Origin of the sequence: Bradyrhizobium symbiodeficiens (assembly GCF_002266465.3) — a bacterium.
Classification (GTDB): Bacteria; Pseudomonadota; Alphaproteobacteria; order Rhizobiales; family Xanthobacteraceae; genus Bradyrhizobium; species Bradyrhizobium symbiodeficiens.
The window spans coordinates 1,592,059-1,610,568 of record NZ_CP029427.2; the positions used below are offsets into that span (position 1 = coordinate 1,592,059).

Consider the following 18,510-nt stretch of genomic DNA (forward strand, 5'->3'; position numbering starts at 1 on the left):
TTTGGCGAGGGGCAGGCTTCCCAGAGGCGAAGGCTCAGCCGCCCGCGGCTGTCGCTGCAACAAATTCCAGCTGGCTCCTCACCCAACGATGAGCCGGATCTTTCTGATAGCGCTGGTGCCAGACCATAAACATCGGCAGCTCGGCCAGCGTTCGCGTGCGTGACGCCAGTGGAATCCGGGTCTGCGCGAAGCCGCGCATGACCCCGTCCGCAAGCAGGCTCGGCATGCTCGCCAGCATTTGCGAGCCGCGCAGAAAGGACGGCACGCCGGAAAAGCTCGGCACCGAGATCGCGATGTCGCGGTGAAGACCGTTGGCCGCCAGCCGGCGGTCGAAGTCGAGCCGCTCGTTGTCGGTATAGACGACGGTGATGTGGCGCGCGGCGAGATAGGCGCTGCGGCTGGCCGGCGCGGTACGCGCCTTGGCATCGAAGTAACAGACGTAATGATCCCTCAGCAGGCGCTTCTGCACGATGTCGATGCCGGACGGCGGCAGTGGCGTGATCAGAAGATCGCAGCGGTTCTCGCGCAGCATGGCGGGCGAGGGCGACTGCGAGGGGATCACGCGCAGGTTCAGGCTCTTCACCTGGCCGGCGACATGATCGAAGAACCGGGGCAGCAGCAGGTCGCGCTGGAAGTCATTGGCCGCGATCGTCAGCGAAAGCTGCGCGTTTGGCGGCTCGAAGCTGACGCCGCCGGCAAAGCTTCGCATCTCGTCGATCAGCGCGCGCGCCTTTGCGGCCAATGCTTGCGCATGCGCGGTTGCGACGATGCCGCGGCCTGATTTGGCGAACAGCGGATCGCCCGCGATCCGCCGCAGCTTGTTCAGGGCATGGCTGACGGCGGACTGCGTCAGGCCGAGCCGGGTGGCGGCCGCCGTGACCGAGCCTTCTTCCAGCACGGCGAGGAACAGTTCGAGAGCGTGGCCGTCGAGGGCCAAATGATCGATTTCTTTCATGAAATACATTATAATCGATCTATTTATCTGTGGAATAGACGGGCCCATTATCTCCCGATAAGCCGCGCGTCCGGACCCGGGCGCCCCAGGGAGAAACACGATGAATGCCCAGGCGCCAGCCTTGCGGGATCCCCGCCTCAACCGCCCCGAGCCCCTTGCGTCGCCGCTCGGCGACGGCGGGTTCTTCCAGCGGGATCGTTCGATTCATCCGCCGGCGCATGCGCCGGGCTACAAATCCTCGGTGCTACGCTCGCCGCGCCAGTCGCTGCTGTCGCTGGAGGGTTCGGTCTCCGAAATCACGGGACCGGTGTTCGGCCACAACGATCTCGGCCCGCTCGACAATGATCTGATCCGCAACTACGCCAAGGACGGCGATCCCGTCGGCGAGCGCATCATCGTCCACGGCCGCGTGCTGGACGAAACCGGTCGCGGCGTGCCGAACACGCTGGTCGAGTTCTGGCAGGCCAATGCCGGCGGCCGCTACCGGCACAAGAAGGACACCTATCTGGCGCCGATCGATCCGAATTTCGGCGGCTGCGGCCGCGCGCTGACCGACGACACCGGCTACTACTATTTCCGCACCGTGAAGCCGGGGCCCTATCCCTGGCGCAACTATGTCAACAGCTGGCGTCCCGCCCATATCCACTTCTCGGTGTTCGGTTCGGGCTTTGCACAGCGGCTGATCACGCAGATGTATTTCGAGGGCGATCCCCTGATCCCGATCTGTCCGATCCTGACGACCATCCCGGACAAGGATGCACTCGACCGCCTCGTGGCGCCCCTCGACCTCAACGCCTCGGCGCCGTTCGACTCGCTGGCCTACCGCTTCGACATCGTGCTGCGCGGCCAGCGCTCCACTTATTTTGAAAATCGCACCGCGGGGAACTGAGCAAATGCCGCAGTCGCTCGACTATCTCAAGGAAACCGCTTCGCAGACCGCCGGGCCCTACGTTCATATCGGCCTGATCCCGGCGATGGCCGGCTTCGACATCTTCGAGAAGAATTTCTCGAATGTCCTGACAACGCCGAGCACCGAAGGCGAGCGCATCACGCTGGAGGGCAAGATACTCGACGGTACCGGGACGCCGCTGCGCGACGTGCTGCTCGAGATCTGGCAGGCCAATGCGGCCGGCCGCTACAACCATCCGGCCGATCGCTCGGCCGGCGCGCTGGAGCAGGAATTTCGCGGCTGGGGCCGCGCCGGCTCCGACTTCGAGAGCGGGCTCGTCACCTTCGAGACTATCAAGCCCGGTGCCATCACCGACAGAGCGGGCCGGACATGCGCGCCCCATATCAATGTCTGGATCGTCGCGCGCGGCATCAACATCGGCCTCAACACGCGGCTCTATTTCTCGGATGAAGAGGCCGCCAACGCCGCCGACCCCGTGCTCAATTTGATCGAACAGCCGATCCGGCGCTCGACCCTGGTCGCCAAGCGCAGCGAGCGCGGCGGCAAGGTCGTGTATTCCTTCACGATCAATCTGCAGGGGCCGGAGGAGACGGTGTTCTTCGACGTGTGAGGCTTCACGTCTCGTCGCCATGGAGCTGCGCGCGAAAGGCGCGCGGTGAGACCCCCGTGGCTGCGGCGTAGACCCGGCTGAAATAGGCGGGGTCCTCGAAGCCGAGCGCGTAGGCGATCGTCGAGACCGGCAGATTGGTGTAGACGAGGTTGCGTCGCGCCTCGCGGATCAGCCGGTTGAGGATCAGATGCGAGGCGGTATCGCCGGTCGCCGCCCGTGTGATCCGGTTGAGATGCGTCGGAGTCACCGCCAGCGCCTCGGCATAGTCCGCGACGCTCCAGCGTTCCAAATGATGCTGCTCCAACAGCGCCTCGAAGCGGCGGAACAGGCTTGATTCGACAGTGCCGTTGCCGCCGCTCTCGCTCGTGAGCGCGCGCGCCACCAGCCCGATCATGGCCGACGACAACGCCCGCAGCACATGCGCGCGGCCGAAATCGCGCGCGGCATGTTCGGCGAAGATCTGCTTCATGGTGGTGCGGATCTGCGGCGTACCGCGCACCACGGCCGAGCGGGCCAGCGCGCCGCGCAGGCCCTCGGCGGAGAGCAGCGCCTCGTCAAGAATCTCCGCGGCGATGGTCAGCACCCAGCCTTGCGTATCGGGCACGAAGCGGAAGCCGTGCACGTGGCCGACAGGCACATTGACGATCTGCATCGGCTTCAACGGCACCACCCGCCCGTCGAGCGTCGCCTCGCCACCGCCGCGCTCGATCAGCAGCACCTGGTGCAGCCTAGCATGACGGTGCACGGCGAGGGTCCAGTCGTGCAGCACCGAGCGCGACGCGATGGTCTCGCAATGCACGACGTCGGGCAAGTCGCCGGACTCGCCGAACAAATTGTAGATGCGGATCGCCGGGGCTGCGCCTCTCATGTTCGAATAGTACAAGACAATGGCGAAACCCTCCATCGGTCCGTGGCGCCAAATCTGCAAAAAAGTGCCGACGGGAGGACGCATAAATGAAGGTTCAGGTCTGTATCATCGGCGGCGGGCCGTCGGGGCTGTTGTTGTCCCAGCTGTTGCACCTCAAGGGCATCGACACGGTCGTGCTGGAGAAATACAGCCGCGACCATGTGCTCGCCCGGATCCGCGCCGGCGTGCTCGAGCACGGCTTTGCCGAGTTGATGCGCGAAGCGCAGTGCGGCGAGCGGATGGACCGCGAGGGCGAGATCCACACCGGTTTCGAGATCGCCCATGACGGCGTGCTGTCCAAGATCGATCTGCACAAGCATTCCGGCGGCAGTTCGGTGCTGGTCTACGGCCAGACCGAGCTGACGCGTGATCTCTATGAGGCACGGGACCGCCTCGGCGGCAAGGTCGTGCACGATGCGCAGGACGTGACGCCGCATGATCTGACCTCGGACCGTCCCTACGTGACCTATCGATCGAACGGAGAGATTGTCCGCGTCGATTGCGACTACATCGTCGGCGCCGACGGTTTTCACGGCGTCAGTCGCAAGTCGATCCCGAAGGACGTGCTGCGCGAATATGAGAAGGTCTATCCGTTCGGCTGGCTGGGGGTGCTGTCGCGCACCAAGCCGGTGTCGCCGGAGCTGATTTATGTGAAGCACGAGCGCGGCTTTGCGCTCTGCTCGCTGCGCTCGCAGGTGCTCAGCCGCTACTACGTTCAGGTGCCGCTGACCGACAAGGTCGAGGATTGGAGCGACGACGCGTTCTGGGCCGAGCTGAAGCGCCGCCTGCCGGACGAGGTCGCCGGCCGTCTGATCACGGGGCCCTCGATCGAAAAGAGCATCGCGCCGCTGCGCAGCTTCGTTGCCGAGCCGATGAGCTATGGCCGGCTGTTCCTCGCCGGCGATGCGGCTCACATCGTGCCGCCGACCGGCGCGCGCGGGCTCAACAGCGCCGCGTCCGACATCTACTATCTCTACCACGCGATGCTCGCGCATTATCAGCGCGGTGACGATTCCGGCCTCGCTGGCTATTCCGCCAAGGCACTGGCGCGGATCTGGAAGGCGCAGCGTTTTTCCTGGTGGATGACGATGCTCCTGCACCGCTTCCCCGACCGGCTCGACTACGAAGACCGGCTTCAGCAGACCGAGCTGGACTATCTGCTCTCGTCCGAGACGGCGCAGCGGCTGCTCGCGGAGAATTACGTGGGGCTGCCGTTTTAGGTGCGCGGCGCCTCTGGCGCTGATGTCGCTACTTCCCTTCCAGCGTATTGACTGGGGTCCAATCCGGTGGCGGTGGATTCGCGGTGAATGCTGTAGCGCGCCTGGCGAACAGCGCTGACGCCGGATCGGCCTTTGCCATCTGCCCGAACGCATCGGCCGCCTTCGCGAAATCACGCGCGCGCCAGCAGGCGAGCCCTTCCGCATAGGCTGCGGTCACCTTCGCCTGTTCGGCACTCTGCGCGCTCTTCTCGGCCCGCGGCTCGAACACCTTGATGGCTTCACCGCGCCCGAGAACCCTGATCGCATCCAGCTCGCGCCAGGCAAAGGCGTCGCCGCTCTGCGTCATGGTCGTCTCCGAGGCCATGATCGCGGTGCCGTAATATTTGTTGGCGCCTTCGAGCCGCGAGGCGACGTTCACGGTGTCGCTCATCACGGTATAGTTGAAGCGGCGGCGCGAACCGATGTTGCCGACCACGGCCTCGCCGCTGTTCAGCCCGATACGGTGCGACAGGCCGTGGCCGACGAATGCGGGATTGTCCGCATTGAGCTCCGCGAGCTTCTCGTGGCACTCCAGCGCGGCGCGAACCGCGTTGCAGGCGTGTGCGGGATCGTCGGCCGGCGCGCCGAACATCGCAACGATGGAATCGCCGATATATTTGTCGACATAGCCGCCATGAGCTTCGATGATGTCGGTCATGGCGGATAGATATTCGTTCATCAGCGTCACCAGCTCGCCCGGCGTCATGGTCTCGGCAATGGACGAGAAACCGCTGAGGTCGGAGAAGAACATGGTGACGTTGCGCATCTCGCCGCCGAGCACCGGCATCTTGCCGGAGGCGACCATGGTCTCGATCACCTCGGGCGCGAGGTAAAGGGCAAAGCTCTTGCGCAGGAAGCGCTCGTCGCGATCGGCCAGCACGAAGCGATAGCCGATCATGATCGCAAGCGCAGCAAGGCTGGCGAGTGCCGGCTCCGTCAACGGCAACGCCAAGGCATGGACGAACGCACTGACGGCGATGGCCGTGTAGGCGAGGGTGAGGCCGAACCAGGCCATCAGCGCGCCGCTCGGCGCGAGCAGGCAGGCCGCGCAGGCGATGATCGCCGCGAACGCGATCGTGAGAACGGCCCGCATCGGAAAGCCGAGTTCGGTTACGGCGTCATGCTCCATCAGGTTTCGGACTGCAGTGGCGTGGACGAACACGCCGGCGACGTCGCTGCGGGCTTTCTGCGGCGTGCTTGCCGGTGCCGGCAGTGCGCATCGTGCGGCCTGCGCTCCATCATAGGCGCCGGACAGGCGCATCGAGGTGAGCTTGCGATCCTCGAAATTCAGGGCCGTACCAAGCAGCACGACCTTGCCGTTGAAAGCGCGGCGAAAAAAGTCGCGGTCACCCTTTTCGATGCAGGCGCGCAGATCGACGAAGGAGAAGGTCGGGATGTCGCGTCCCAGCCCTCGGAAGTTGAGCGTCATTGTATTCGGAACGGCACTCGGGATCGCATAGCCGGACAATTCGGTCGCGCCGGAGGGCGCAATCTCCGGCTTTGCGCCGGTCGCGCGCGCAGCGAGCTCGACCGCCATCGCCGGCACCGGCCGTCCCTCGATGGCAAAGCTCAGGGGCATTCGTCGGATGACGTCGTCGGGGTCGGTGTGGACATTGAGCGCCCGCACGGTGTTGCGCACGGCCACTTGCTGGGCGCGATAGGGCACTTCCGGATGGTCGTTGCTCAGGATTTCGCCGAGCACCAATTTGCCGCTGTCGGAGATTTGCCGCAGCGCGATCAGATAGTCCCGGTCGAATCCTTTCATGCGGCCGCCAACGGCGGTGTCGCCAAACGGGATCTCCGATTGCTCGATCGAGCTCGGAAAGATGACGTCGAAGCCGATCACCTTGGCGCCGCCTTCGGTGATGCTGCCGAGCACCCGGCCGATCTCGCGCGTCCAGGTCTGCGTCGGTGATCCCTTGAATGGTGGTGTGTCGTAGGTTTCACTGTCGATCGCGACGACGACGACCGGCGACGTCGCGGGATCGCGGCTGTCGCCGAGAAACTTCCAGCGCATCGCCGTGAGGATGTCGAGCGAAAGGCCTTGCAGGGTCTGCAGCGGCGGCGACGTGAAGATCGCGCCGGTGAGGAGCGCAATCAGGATCGCCGCAACGATGTCCCGTCCCCCGATCCGCCGCATCGCTCCGTCGCAGACCGCTATTCGAGCCGCAGCAGGCGGCCGATGATCGGGGTCGGCGAGGCGGTGGCGCTGGCGTCGACCTGGAAGGTGTAACGCTTGGTTCCGAGGCTTGCGAGATAGCTGCCGCCCGGGGTCAGCGACTTCCCGGCCTTGGCAAAGTCATAGAACTTGCCGCGGATCATGATGTCGTTCTTGAGCGGCACGCTGATCGTGGGTTCCTTGCCGTCCGTGCGCTCGATCACCAACGTGCTGCCGCTCTTGGCCTGGATCAGGGGCGCGACGCCATAGATCGTCGGCAGCTTGGACGGAGCGGTCTTGGCGTCGGACCGCATGGTCCGGAACGTGGTCGCCGCACTCTGGTTCGCCTCGCGCTCGGAGAGCTGCGCCGCCTTGGTGTCGCAGGGCACCTTGGCGCGCTGCACGTCGCCGAGCTGCACGGTGCTTTGCTCCGCGCCGACCAGCACGACGCCCTCGCTGATGGTCTCGCGCAGGCAGGATTTGAGATAGCTGAGCGTAATACTGGCCTTGGGCCCGAGCTTGATGATCTTGCCCGCAGCGACATAGTCCATGAACTCGACGCCATCGACCTTGCCTTGCACATCCTCGACGATGGCGGCGGGCGTCTCTGCCAAGGCAGGGGCCGCAGTACAGAACGCGCCGACAACAGCGCCGATCAGGCTTCTCATTGGTATTCTCATTCAATTCGACCGATACTTTGCTGGTCCCCGTCCCGGTGCGATTTTTAGCATCGGGGCGCCCAGGCAAGTGTGACCAGAATCACTCTTTGAGTATTGGTGTACTCTAGCAGGAAGTGGTTCAAACCGCCCATCGTCGACAGAGGAGGGTGCCAAGCTGTTGGCCGGACGGCGAAATCAGCTGGCCGTGACAGCCTCGGGCGAGCGGCCCTCGACCGGAGACTCCCGGATCGGAGCGAGCGGAGCCTCGGCCCTTTGGAATGGCGTCGCCCGCTCGCCGGCGGCGATCCCGACCACCTCGTCCCAGCGCGACAAGAAGGCCTCGACGCAGGCCGGATCGAACTGCCTGCCCTTGTTCTCGACCAGATAGCTGCGAGCCACCTCGATCGGCATCGGCTCTTTATATGGTCGTCGCGTCGTCAGCGCGTCGAAGACGTCGGCGACCGCGACCACGCGCGCGGCGACCGGAATCTCGTCCGCCTTCAGACCGTTTGGATAGCCCGCACCGTCCCAGCGTTCGTGATGGCCTGCGGCAATTTGCGCACCGAGCTGGATCAACTCGCAACCGGAGTCCGCCAGGATCCGTTCGCCGATCGTTGCATGGGTGCGGATCACCGCCATCTCGTCGTCGGTCAGCCTGCCGGGCTTGAGCAGAATGTTGTCGGGAATGGCGACCTTGCCGACGTCATGCAGGGGCGCGGCCAGATAAATGTCGCGGCAAAGCCGGGCTGGCAGGCCGAGCTGCTCGGCGATGACGCGGCTATACCTGGCAACCCGCAGCGTGTGCTCGCCGGTGTCGTTGTCACGGTATTCCACCGCGAGCGCGAGCCGCAGGATGATCTCCTCCTCGCGTTCGCCGAGCTTTCGCGTCGCAGCTGCGACTTCACTGGCCAGATGCGCCGCACGGTCGTTGAGCTTGCGCACGGCTGCACCGAGTTGAATCAAATTCCGCAGGCGCACCGTCATCTCGAGGCTCTGCGGCTGCTTGGGCAGGAAATCGGTTGCACCGGCCTGCAGCGCTTCCATTCTGACGTCATCCGTCTGCCGCGAGGTGACCATCGCGATTGGAATGTCCGCGCAGCCCGGCAGGGACCGGAAAACACGGATGAAGCTGATGCCGTCCATATGCGGCATTTCATAATCGACCAGCACGAGGTCGAACACGCGCTCCCGCGCGCAGGCCAGCGCCTCCACGGGATCGAGGAAGGCGGTGGCCTCGACCAGGCCTTCTGCCTCGATATGACGTTTCAGGTAGTTGAGGACGGACCGGCTGTCGTCAACCAGAAGCGCTTGGGTCAGCATCGGCGGCCGGGGCTTTCTTCGCTGGCAAAGACACGAACCCAAGCCATAACCCGAGCAAATTTAACGCGAAGCAAATGCGCCTGACGGGGCCGGACGCACCGCGGATATGCGCTCCGCGCATGAAAGCTGTCAGCAGGCTGTGCACGCTTGCACGCGGTTGCGCGAATTCCGCAGGAATGTGACCCGTAGTTGTACGGATGCCCGCGTTAGGGGTTTGCTCACCCGATTCGCGTCAAACGGGTAGTGGAATTTTAGCAAAGGCGGGTCAGCGATGGCGCTCAATCCCACGGAGCCGAAGTGGTCGTTGCGGTTGCCCGCCGATTGCAGCATCGCGGCCATTCGCAATGTCTATGAGCTCATTCGCGAGGCGTTCGGCCGCCAGGAGCGGCTCGAGATCGACTGTTCGAGCGTCGACAAGGCCGACGTGACCTCGATCCAGCTTCTGCTGTCGACGGCCAAGACGGGGCAGGCCCAGGGCCGCCCGGTGGTGCTGACCTCTTTCTCACAGTCTCTTCGCAACACCCTTCGCCGCGCCGGCTTCACCAGCGAGGCGATGATCGATCAGCATTTCCCGCAAAAGAAAGATGGCGTCTGATGGCCACGATTCTGACTGTCGACGATTCGCCCAGCATCCGGCAGATGATCAAGGTCGTGCTCGAGCCAGCCGGTCACAGTGTGCTCGAGGCCGGTGACGGGGCGCAAGGGCTCGCCAAGGCCCAGGCCGGTAAACTCGACCTCGTCATCACCGATCTCAACATGCCGGTCATGAACGGGCTGGAACTGATCAGGGCACTGCGCAAGCTACCGAGCGCGGTCGGCATGCCCATCGTGTTCCTGACGACTGAATCCAATGACACGGTGAAGCAGGAAGCCAAGAGCGCCGGCGCCACCGGCTGGATCACCAAACCGTTCAAGCCTGAGCAACTGCTCGCCGTGGTCGGCAAATTGGTGCGCGCATGAGCGCGATGGACCCGACCGAGATCTTTCGTCAGGAAGCCAGCGAGCTCTTCGAAGTTCTTGAAGGGGCCTTGCTCGACCTCGGCCAGCGTCCCGACGACCGCGAACTGGTCGATTCCGCCTTCCGCGCCCTGCATACGATCAAGGGTTCGGGCGCCATGTTCGGCTTCGACAAGGTCGCCTCCTTCACCCACGAATTCGAGACTGCCTTCGACCGCGTCCGCAAGGGCGAGATCAAGCCGACGCACGAGCTGATCTCGGTCGCGCTCGCCGCCAAGGACTACATCCGCGCGTTGATCGAAGATCCCCAGTCGACCGACGACATCATTGGCGAGGCCATCCTCGACGACCTCAAGCGATTCGTGTTCCCCGACCAGGCCGCAGCACTCGTCGCCGAGATCGTGGTGGCGCCGCCGCTCGCCCCGGTTGAGAGCAAGCAGGCCGGCTGGCACCTTTATCTGGAATTCGAATCCCATATCCTGCGCAACGGCTCGAACCCGCTCGACCTGCTGGAAGATCTCTGCAAGCTCGGGCCCTGCTTCGTCGTGCCTGTCACAGACGGCATCCCGTTCCTCGACGAGATGGAGCCGGAAGACTGCTATCTGAAATGGGACGTCAAGCTGCACGCCGCTTGCGACAAGGATGCGATCGACGACGTCTTCATGTTCGTGTCGGACGAGATGAAGCTGACGCTCTCGCCGCTGGAGCATGTCGAAGCGCCCGCGCCCGCACCGCTGTTCCAGTTGCTCGACGAGGAGCCGGCCCCGGTGGCCGACATGCCCGCGCCGCTGGTCGCGGCCGCCGTCGCGCCCGTCGCCGAGCAGCCCGTCACAAAGGCGGAGCCGAAATCCGAACCAAAGCCTGAACCGAAGCTCGAGGCCAAGCGCGACGATCGCGGCATCGCCACCGTCCGCGTCCAGGCAGAGCGCCTCGACGAGCTGATGGACCGCGTCGGCGAGCTCGTCATCGCGCAAGCGCGTCTGACCCAGCTCGCATCCTCCGGCTCCGATCTCTCGATCAAGATGATCGCCGAGGAAATCGAGCGCCTTGCCTCCTCTCTGCGTGACACCACGATGGGCGCCCGCATGGTGCCGATCGGCTCGCTGTTCGGCCGCTTCCGCCGCCTGATCCACGATCTGTCGCGTGATCTGTCGAAGCCGGTCGAATTCGTCACCACCGGCGAGGATACCGAGCTCGACAAGACCATGATCGAGTGCCTGGCCGATCCGCTGGTGCATTTGATCCGCAACGCCATCGATCACGGCATCGAGGATACCGCGACCCGTTCGGCCAACGGCAAGACCGAGCAGGGCCGGATCGAGCTCGCCGCCGTCCATTCCGGCGCGCAGGTGCTCGTCACCGTGAAGGACAATGGCGGCGGCCTCAACACCGCCCGCATCCGCGCGAAAGCGGAAGAGCAGGGGCTGATTGCAGCCGGCGCGGTGCTCACCGATCACGAAATCCATCAGTTCCTGTTCCATCCCGGCTTCTCGACCGCGCAGACCATCTCGGCGCTGTCAGGCCGCGGCGTCGGCATGGACGTGGTCAAGCGCACCATCGAGAACATGCGTGGCTCGATCGACCTCTCGACGAAGTCCGGCCAGGGCACCACAGTGACGCTGCGCCTGCCGCTGACGCTGGCGATCATCGAAGGTCTTTTGATCCGCGTGGGCGAAGGCCGCTACATCATTCCGCTGTCCGCAGTCGAGGAATGCATCGAGCTGACCGCCGAGGACGAGCGCTCCCGCGGCCGTAATTTCCTCAACGTGCGCGGCAATCTCGTGCCGTTCCTCCGGCTGCGCGAGATCATGAGCGCATCGGGCGCGCCGGACCGGCACCAGAAGACGATCATCATCTCGACCGGCGACACCCACGTCGGACTCGTCGCCGATCAGATCATCGGCAACCACCAGACCGTGATCAAGTCGCTCTCCAAGCTGCATTCGGACGTCACGATGTTCTCCGGCGCGACCATCCTGGGTGATGGCACGGCGGCATTGATCCTCGACGTCGCGCAGCTCGTCGCGTTGGCGCAGTCGAAGGTCGAGAAGCAGCATATCAGCGAGGCGGCGTGATGAACGATGGTTTGGCTGGCGAACGGCAAGCCGATCCGATGCAGGTCGTAATGATCGGCCTCGGCGAGGAGAAATTCGCTCTCGATGCCGGTCTCGTGCGCGAGATCATCGATCCTGTCCCCGTGACGAAGGTGGCGGGCGCGCGGGCCTTCGTTCCCAGCGTGATCAACGTGCGCGGCAACGTCATTCCGCTCGCCGACCTGCGCATCCGCTTCGGCATGCCGCAGCTCGATGACACGGCCGAGACGCGCATCGTCGTGATCGAGCTCGATCTCGACGGCGAGCCGGTCCTGGTCGGCGTCACCGCCGACAAGGTCTACGAGGTCACCGAGATTTCGCAGACTGACGTGCAGCAGACGCCGCGCGTCGGCATGCATTGGAAGCCGGAGTTCATTCGCTTCATCGCGAAGTGGCGTGAAGAGTTCGTCATCGTTCCCAACATGGAACGCATCCTGAATTGAAACGAGGGTCTCGGGCGGGACCTGGGCTTTAGGGGCTGAAGATGAGATTTACGGTCAAGGCAAAGCTAGCCGTCGCGTTCGGCGTGGTCCTGCTGCTCTCGATGGCGGCGGGCGGCCTCGCCTATGTGAAGCTCAGCGAGATGATCGACACCGCCGACAATCTGGTGTCCCGCGCCGGCCGAATGGAGCATGCGGCGGAGATCGAGAAAGGAATCCTGATCCAGGTTCGGTCCGAGAAGAATCTGCTTCTGGCGCCCGATAGCGAAGCGGATGGCTTCGTCGCCGAGATCGCAAAGCAGCGTGAGGCGCTTCTCAAGCTGAAAGAGGAGATTCACGCCGCAGCCTCCCCGGAAGGCAAGAAGCTGATCGAGAATTTCGGGGCCGCCTACGCCCGGATGAATGCCGTTCAGGATGACGCGCTCAAGATCGCCCGGACGAACAGGCCGAAAGCCGTCGAGCAGTCTGCAATCGAGGTTCGCAAAGCGGTCCGCGAGGCGATGGACGCCGCCAACGTCTATGTCAACAACGTCAAAAAGAACATGGCTGACCGGGCCGCCTTGGCGCATGAGGACGGCAATCGCGCCCACGTCATGCTGGTCTCGGCGGTGGTCGCATCGCTCGTCATCGGCCTGATCGCTGCGATCTGGATCTCCCTCAGCATCTCCCGCGGGCTCGGCCGTGCGGTCGGCCTCGCCGGCGCCGTGGCGGCCGGTGATCTTACCCAAACAATCAAGATCTCCAGCAATGACGAGATCGGCGATCTCGTCAAATCGCTGAACACGATGGTGGGGAAAGTTCGCCAGGTCGTTGAGGAGGCTCTCACCGCGGCGAGCAACGTTTCCGCCGGCAGCCAGGAACTCTCGGCCAGCGCCGAGCAGCTTTCGCAAGGCGCAACCGAGCAGGCCTCGTCCGCCGAGGAAGCCTCGTCCTCGATGGAGGAGATGGCTTCAAACGTGAAGCAGAACGCGGACAACGCCAACCAAACCGAGAAGATCGCCGCGCGATCGGCCCAGGACGCCGAAGCCAGCGGCGTCGCTGTCGGTCGCGCCGTCCAGGCAATGCAAACCATTGCCGAGAAGATCACCATCGTCCAGGAGATCGCCCGTCAGACCGACCTGCTGGCCCTCAACGCGGCGGTCGAGGCCGCCCGTGCCGGCGAGCATGGCAAGGGTTTCGCAGTAGTCGCCTCCGAAGTGCGCAAGCTCGCCGAACGAAGCCAGGCAGCGGCCGCCGACATCGGCACGCTGTCGACGGAAACGGTGAAGGTCGCTCAGGAAGCCGGCGACATGCTGTCCAAGCTCGTGCCGGACATCAAGAAGACGGCGGAGCTGGTGCAGGAGATCACTGCGGCCTGCCGCGAGCAGGACGTCGGCTCGGCCCAGATCAACCAGGCGATCCAGCAGCTCGACAAGGTCGGACAGCAGAACGCCAGCGCGTCCGAACAGGTGTCCTCGACGTCGGAGGAACTCGCCTCGCAGGCTGAGCAGCTGCAGTCCACCATCTCGTTCTTCCGGATCGAGGATGCGCGCAAGGAGAAGGCGGCGGCCGAGCCGATCGACCGCGCCGTCGGACAGCTCCGGGCCAAGGCTGCGCACATGGCGGCCGCCGATCGCGGCACCAAGAAGCCGGCGCCTGCCCGCAAGCCGGCTCGTGCGATGAAGGTCGCCGGTGGCGGCGGCTTCGCCTTCGACATGAACGACGGCGAAGACGATCGCGACGCCGAGTTCCAGCGCTGATCAACCGGTCCGGCCTCGCGCCGGACCGCACTCATTTCCAAACCCTCGGAATCCGGACCGCATCATGGCCGCAACCTCGCAATATCTGACGCTCGGGCTCGCCGGCGAGACGTTCGGCATCAGCATTCGCAACGTCCGCGAAATCCTCGACATGCGGCCGATCTCCCGGCTTCCGCACGCACCGGACTTCCTGCTCGGCATGATCGACGTGCGCGGCAGCGGCTATCCGATCGTCGATCTCCGAAACAAGCTCGGCCTGCCGAGCGTGGCCGCCACGGAAGCGACCCGGATCATCATCCTCGACGTGCCGATGAAGGAGTGCCTGGTCGGCGTCGGCTTCGTTGCCGACTGCGTCTTCGAGGTCACCGATATCGACGAGCAGGCCATTGAGCCGATCCCCGAGGTCGGCGGCAAATGGCAATCGGACTATGCCGCCGGCATCGGCCGAAAGGGCGACAAGTTCGTCGTCATCTTCGACCTCGCCAAGCTGATGGCGCGCGACGAGATCCCGGAAGGGCGCGGTGCGCCGCGCGCCGCCTGAGTTTGTATGAGTAATGCGTGGTCAAGCCCAAGCACCCCAATTCGAACCAACGAGACTGAAATGAGATTTACCGTAAAAGCCAAGCTTGCCAGCGCGTTCGGCGTGGTCATCCTGCTGTCCATGATCGCCGGCGGGGTCGCCTATTTCAAGTTGAACGACATGGTCACGACCGCAGAGCATTTGTCGGCCAGGGCCGGCCGCCTGGCGAAAGTCGGTGAGCTTCAGGAAGCCGTATTGCTCCAGGTGCGCGCGGAAAAGAACACCATCTTGGCCTCCGATGCCGAGCAGGACAAGTTCATCGGCCAGATCGCCCAGCTCCGCGAGCGTGCCTTGAGGGTCAAGGACGAGGTCTACGCCAGTGCAAGCGAGACCGGCAGGAAGATGATCGAGACGTTCGCGACGGCGTACGCAAACTCGAATAACGTGCAGGACCAAACGCTCGCGCTGGCAAAGCACGATCGAGCCAAGGCGACCGAGCGCTCGATGACCGAGGGCCTGAAGGCGTCCACCCCGGCACTCACGGCGGCAAGCGACTACATCGTCTTTGTCAAGAAGCAGATGGCTGACGAGAGCGAGCAGGCCAGAGTCGAGGGCAGCCGTGCCACCATCATTCTGCTGTCGCTGGTCCTCACTTCGCTGCTCATCGCCGTCGCTGCCGCCGTCTGGATCGCACTGAATATCAGCCGGTCGCTCGCAATGGCGGTCGGCCTCGCGGACGCGGTGGCGATCGGCGATCTCAGCCAGAAGATCGAGTCCTCCAGCAATGACGAGATTGGTGATCTCATCAAATCTCTGAATGCGATGACCGTGAATCTGAACCAGACTGCTGCGATCGCCAACGAGATTGCACATGGCAACCTCACGGTCGAAGCCAAGCCGCTGTCGGACAAGGACACGCTGGGCCTTGCGCTCGAACGCATGGTGGAGAAGCTTCGCCAGATCGTGTCGGAAGCCCTGACGGCGGCGCAGAACGTCTCCGCCGGTAGCCAGGAGCTCTCCGCGAGCGCCGAGCAGCTGTCGCAGGGTGCGACCGAGCAGGCTTCGTCCGCCGAGGAAGCGTCCTCCTCCATGGAGGAGATGGCCTCCAACGTGAAGCAGAACGCCGACAACGCCAGCCAGACCGAGAAGATCTCCGCGCAGTCGGCCAAGGACGCGGAAGCCAGTGGTGCCGCGGTCGGTCGCGCCGTCAACGCGATGCAGACCATCGCCGAGAAGATCACGATCGTCCAGGAGATCGCGCGCCAGACCGATCTGCTCGCGCTCAACGCCGCGGTCGAGGCCGCGCGCGCCGGCGAGCACGGCAAGGGCTTTGCGGTGGTCGCCTCCGAGGTGCGCAAGCTCGCCGAGCGCAGCCAGGCCGCCGCGGCCGAGATCGGCACGCTCTCGACCGACACCGTCAAGGTGGCACAGGAGGCCGGCGCGATGCTCTCCAAGCTCGTCCCTGACATCAAGAGGACTGCCGAGCTGGTCGAGGAGATCACCGCGGCCTGCCGCGAGCAGGACGTGGGCTCGGCCCAGATCAACCAGGCGATCCAGCAGCTCGACAAGGTCGGCCAGCAGAACGCCAGCGCCTCCGAGCAGGTGTCCTCGACCTCGGAGGAACTCGCCTCGCAGGCCGAGCAGCTCCAGTCCACCATCGCCTATTTCCGCATCGAGCAGGGCGGAAAGGGACAGGCCGCCCCGATCGACCGGGCGGTGAGCCAGCTGCGGGCCAAGGCGGCGACCATGGCGGCCGTCGAGCGGCCGGCCAAGAAGCCGGCGGCCAAGCCTGCCCGTGCCGTGAAGGCTGCCGGTGGCGGCGGCTTCGCCTTCGACATGAACGACGGCGAGGACGACCGCGACGCTGATTTCCAGCGCTAGACGGGTTCGATGGAACGGCCCCGTCGAGGGGCCGGTCCGCTTCAGGTTGCGTGTGTGATTGCAGGATTTTCAGCATGGCCAGGATGGCCCGACCTTCAGTGCGGACGGCCCTTTTTGAACGGAGCTTGCAGTCATGATGCCCGCGCTGCAGGATTCGGCCGTGCATCTGTCGGACCGTCACTTTCGGACCATCGCCGAATTGATCGAGGGGCAAGTCGGCATCAAGCTGCCGCAGGGCAAGCGGCTGATGCTGGAGGGGCGGCTGCACAAGCGCGTGCGCGCGCTGAATTTCTCCGATCTCAACGAATATGTCGATAACCTGTTCGAGGCGGATCATTTCGACAACGAACTCACCCATCTCATCGATGTGGTGACCACCAACAAGACCGACTTTTTCCGCGAGCCGCAGCACTTCGCCTTCATGCGCGACGTCGCGATTCCCGGCCTGCTGAAATCACATGGACGGAAGAACGCGAACCTGAAGATCTGGAGCTCGGCGAGCTCCACCGGCATGGAGGCGTACACCACCGCAATGGTGCTTGACGACATGACGCGAAACGGCTCGCGCTTCCAGTACCGCATTCTCGGGACCGACATCTCGACCGCCGTGCTGCGTCTCGCCAAGACCGCGATCTACACGCGCGACGTGCTCGGCCCGGTGCCGGAGCCATTCGTGAAACGATATTTTTCGACGTCGCGGGACAAGTCGAGCGGCGAAGTGCGGGTCGTACCCGAGTTGCGGCGCGCGACACATTTCATGAGGATGAACCTCATGGACAAGTCCTACCCGGTCGACCGCGACGTCGACATCATTTTCTGCCGCAATGTCCTGATTTATTTCGAACGGGAGACGCAGCGCAAGGTGGTCGAGCAATTGTGCGGCCATTTGCGGCCCGGCGGTTACCTGCTGGTCGGGCATTCGGAATCGATGATCCACAGTGCAGTACCGGGTCTGAAGCAAGTTCAGCCAACCATTTTCCAGGTCTAGCCGGAGCGCCGCCTACAATGCCGAAGCAGAGAGTTCGCGTGCTGATCGTGGACGATTCGGCGTCGGTGCGCCAAATCCTTCTGACGATCCTGTCCGAAGACCCAGATATCGAGGTGATGGGAACGGCCTCGGATCCGTTCGTGGCAGCGCGCCGTCTGCAGGACGAGATTCCCGACGTCATGATCCTCGACCTCGAAATGCCGCGCATGGACGGCATGACGTTCCTGCGCAAGATCATGGCGCAGCGGCCGATCCCGGTGATCATCTGCTCGTCGTTGACCGAAGAAGGCTCGAACGTGATGTTCGAGGCGTTCGAGGCCGGCGCGGTCGACATCGTGCCCAAGCCGAAGATCGACACACGTCAGGCGCTGCTCGAATGCTCGGCGCGGCTGCGCGAGGCAGTGAAGTCGGCTGCGCGCGCGCGGGTGCGGCCGCGTGCGGAACGTCGGGCCATCGAGAAGAAGCTGACGGCCGATGCCATCATCCCGCCGCCGGTGCAGGGCAAGGTCCGGCCGACCACGGAGCGCATCGTTTGCATCGGTGCGTCGACCGGCGGGACCGAAGCGCTCAACGATGTCCTCGAGATGTTGCCGGCGCATTGTCCGCCGATCGTCATCGTCCAGCACATGCCGGCAGGCTTCACCGCGGCCTTTGCCAGGCGTCTCGACGGCGTCTGCCAGATCAGGGTCAAGGAAGCCGAGGACGGCGAGCCGGTGCTGCCGGGCTGCGCCTATATCGCGCCCGGCGCCCGCCACATGCTGCTCCAGCGCATCGGTCTGCGCTACCAGATCGCGATCAAGGACGGCCCGCCGGTGTCGCGGCATCGCCCCTCCGTCGACGTGTTGTTCCGCTCCGCGGCCCAGCATGCCGGCGCCAACGCGCTCGGCGTCATCATGACTGGCATGGGCGACGACGGCGCGCGCGGGATGCTGGAAATGCGCAAGCTCGGCGCCTCGACGCGGGCGCAAGATGAAGAGAGCTGTGTGGTGTTCGGCATGCCCAAGGAAGCCATCGCCCATGGCGGTGTCGAAAAGGTGGTTTCGCTGCATCACATTCCGCGAGAGATCATGCTCTGGTATCAGGCCGGGCACGCCGCGGTGGCAGGCTGATGGCC

The 18,510-nt window shown here is 64.4% G+C and carries 17 protein-coding genes; 12 read left to right on the top strand and 5 right to left on the bottom strand.

Going from position 1 to position 18,510, the window contains the following annotated elements; translation table 11 throughout:
- Positions 1 to 34 precede the first annotated feature (34 nt).
- Entirely contained in the window at positions 35 to 964 is a 930-nt protein-coding gene (locus CIT39_RS07520) for a LysR family transcriptional regulator (protein WP_162308874.1), read from the bottom strand.
- Positions 965 to 1,055: 91 nt separating this feature from the next.
- On the opposite strand from CIT39_RS07520, the gene pcaH reads away from it, so the two are divergent.
- Together pcaH and pcaG are read left to right on the top strand one after the other, a co-directional pair.
- Complete coding sequence (pcaH, locus tag CIT39_RS07525; protein WP_094973762.1) at positions 1,056 to 1,844, top strand: protocatechuate 3,4-dioxygenase subunit beta; 789 nt, start codon at positions 1,056 to 1,058, stop codon at positions 1,842 to 1,844.
- Between the two features lie 4 nt (positions 1,845 to 1,848).
- The gene (gene pcaG, locus CIT39_RS07530) at positions 1,849 to 2,475 is read left to right on the top strand and encodes a protocatechuate 3,4-dioxygenase subunit alpha (RefSeq protein ID WP_094973763.1); all 627 of its coding nucleotides are present in this window, start codon (positions 1,849 to 1,851) and stop codon (positions 2,473 to 2,475) included.
- A gap of 4 nt (positions 2,476 to 2,479) precedes the next feature.
- On the opposite strand, the gene CIT39_RS07535 is transcribed toward pcaG, so the two are convergent.
- A complete protein-coding gene (locus CIT39_RS07535) occupies positions 2,480 to 3,379 on the bottom strand; it encodes a helix-turn-helix domain-containing protein (protein WP_094973764.1) in 900 nt (299 codons plus the stop codon).
- Positions 3,380 to 3,429: 50 nt separating this feature from the next.
- On the opposite strand from CIT39_RS07535, the gene pobA reads away from it, so the two are divergent.
- Positions 3,430 to 4,602 (top strand): 4-hydroxybenzoate 3-monooxygenase, encoded by a 1,173-nt coding sequence (gene pobA, locus CIT39_RS07540; RefSeq protein WP_094973765.1) that lies wholly within the window; start codon positions 3,430 to 3,432, stop codon positions 4,600 to 4,602.
- Between the two features lie 28 nt (positions 4,603 to 4,630).
- Here the strand turns inward: pobA and CIT39_RS07545 are convergent, their stop codons facing one another.
- From CIT39_RS07545 to CIT39_RS07555, 3 genes are all read right to left on the bottom strand, one after another.
- On the bottom strand, positions 4,631 to 6,781 hold the full coding sequence (locus CIT39_RS07545) for an adenylate/guanylate cyclase domain-containing protein (protein ID WP_094973766.1): 2,151 nt from the start codon (positions 6,779 to 6,781) through the stop codon (positions 4,631 to 4,633).
- Between the two features lie 17 nt (positions 6,782 to 6,798).
- Positions 6,799 to 7,467 carry a hypothetical protein gene (locus CIT39_RS07550; RefSeq protein ID WP_162308392.1) on the bottom strand — a complete coding sequence of 223 codons (669 nt, stop codon included), beginning with the start codon at positions 7,465 to 7,467 and terminating at the stop codon, positions 6,799 to 6,801.
- Positions 7,468 to 7,653: 186 nt separating this feature from the next.
- Complete coding sequence (locus CIT39_RS07555) at positions 7,654 to 8,778, bottom strand: HD-GYP domain-containing protein (RefSeq protein ID WP_094973768.1); 1,125 nt, start codon at positions 8,776 to 8,778, stop codon at positions 7,654 to 7,656.
- A gap of 271 nt (positions 8,779 to 9,049) precedes the next feature.
- Between CIT39_RS07555 and CIT39_RS07560 the strand changes: the two genes are divergently transcribed.
- The 9 genes from CIT39_RS07560 to CIT39_RS07600 all read left to right on the top strand — a co-directional run bounded on the left by CIT39_RS07560 (position 9,050) and on the right by CIT39_RS07600 (position 18,505).
- A complete protein-coding gene (locus CIT39_RS07560) occupies positions 9,050 to 9,373 on the top strand; it encodes an STAS domain-containing protein (protein WP_094973769.1) in 324 nt (107 codons plus the stop codon).
- On the top strand, positions 9,373 to 9,738 hold the full coding sequence (locus CIT39_RS07565; RefSeq protein ID WP_094973770.1) for a response regulator: 366 nt from the start codon (positions 9,373 to 9,375) through the stop codon (positions 9,736 to 9,738). The genes CIT39_RS07560 and CIT39_RS07565 overlap by 1 nt, the downstream gene beginning before the upstream one ends.
- Positions 9,735 to 11,810 carry a chemotaxis protein CheA gene (locus CIT39_RS07570; protein WP_094973771.1) on the top strand — a complete coding sequence of 692 codons (2,076 nt, stop codon included), beginning with the start codon at positions 9,735 to 9,737 and terminating at the stop codon, positions 11,808 to 11,810. Before CIT39_RS07565 ends, CIT39_RS07570 begins: the two co-directional genes overlap by 4 nt.
- On the top strand, positions 11,810 to 12,271 hold the full coding sequence (locus CIT39_RS07575) for a chemotaxis protein CheW (protein ID WP_162308393.1): 462 nt from the start codon (positions 11,810 to 11,812) through the stop codon (positions 12,269 to 12,271). Before CIT39_RS07570 ends, CIT39_RS07575 begins: the two co-directional genes overlap by 1 nt.
- A 41-nt stretch (positions 12,272 to 12,312) precedes the next feature.
- Entirely contained in the window at positions 12,313 to 14,007 is a 1,695-nt protein-coding gene (locus CIT39_RS07580) for a methyl-accepting chemotaxis protein (protein WP_094973773.1), read from the top strand.
- 64 nt (positions 14,008 to 14,071) lie between these two features.
- The gene (locus CIT39_RS07585; protein ID WP_094973774.1) at positions 14,072 to 14,548 is read left to right on the top strand and encodes a chemotaxis protein CheW; all 477 of its coding nucleotides are present in this window, start codon (positions 14,072 to 14,074) and stop codon (positions 14,546 to 14,548) included.
- A 60-nt stretch (positions 14,549 to 14,608) separates the two neighbouring features.
- Positions 14,609 to 16,408, top strand: a complete 1,800-nt coding sequence (locus CIT39_RS07590; protein ID WP_094973775.1) for a methyl-accepting chemotaxis protein — start codon at positions 14,609 to 14,611, stop codon at positions 16,406 to 16,408.
- Between the two features lie 133 nt (positions 16,409 to 16,541).
- Positions 16,542 to 17,396: a CheR family methyltransferase gene (locus tag CIT39_RS07595; protein ID WP_094973776.1), complete on the top strand. Its 855-nt coding sequence runs from the start codon at positions 16,542 to 16,544 to the stop codon at positions 17,394 to 17,396.
- 17 nt (positions 17,397 to 17,413) lie between these two features.
- Positions 17,414 to 18,505: a protein-glutamate methylesterase/protein-glutamine glutaminase gene (locus CIT39_RS07600; RefSeq protein WP_094973777.1), complete on the top strand. Its 1,092-nt coding sequence runs from the start codon at positions 17,414 to 17,416 to the stop codon at positions 18,503 to 18,505.
- Positions 18,506 to 18,510: the final 5 nt, after the last annotated feature.